The sequence below is a fragment of the Bartonella sp. AA23NXGY genome, from assembly GCF_042197165.1.
In the GTDB taxonomy this organism is placed as follows: Bacteria; Pseudomonadota; Alphaproteobacteria; order Rhizobiales; family Rhizobiaceae; genus Bartonella.
Genome location: NZ_JBHIRO010000119.1, coordinates 1 through 515 on the forward strand (window position 1 = coordinate 1; position 515 = coordinate 515).

Annotated in this window: 1 protein-coding gene; it reads left to right on the plus strand. The window is 48.0% G+C overall.

Annotated elements, in window-relative coordinates:
- The coding region (locus ACFINY_RS09990) for a hemagglutinin repeat-containing protein (protein WP_375701089.1) at nt 1–515 on the plus strand (515 nt) is incomplete at both ends.

Consider the following 515-nt stretch of genomic DNA (forward strand, 5'->3'; position numbering starts at 1 on the left):
GGGTATAGTTATGGTACCGGTGGTCCAGGGTGGATGGGGAATGCTTCTTTTGGTAAAGGCAAGGGTTCCAGTGAGGAAGTGCATCACAAGAACAGCCATATTATAGGCACTGGCACTCTTCATACCATAAGTCAGGGAAACACCATACTGGCAGGCGCCGTGGCTTCTGCAGACCATGTAGAAATGGAAGTAGGGGGTGATTTCGCCATTACCAGCCGCAGTGATACGGGACAAACTTCCAGCAAGCAAGACTCTTTTTCTATTGGGTTTAATGGTGGAAAAAAGGATGATGCAGCCACAACCAATATTTCCTTGAACAAGGATAAATCCTCTAGCGATTATCATAGTGTTGTGGAGCAATCAGGCATCAAAGCCGGTGATGGCGGTTTTAAGATCAACGTTAAAGACAAAACGACCCTAACTGGGGGGCTTATTGCCAGCACTGCGCCGGCAGATAAAAACAGCCTGACCACAGGAAGCATTAGCACCAGTGATATCAGCAACAGTGCGCATGC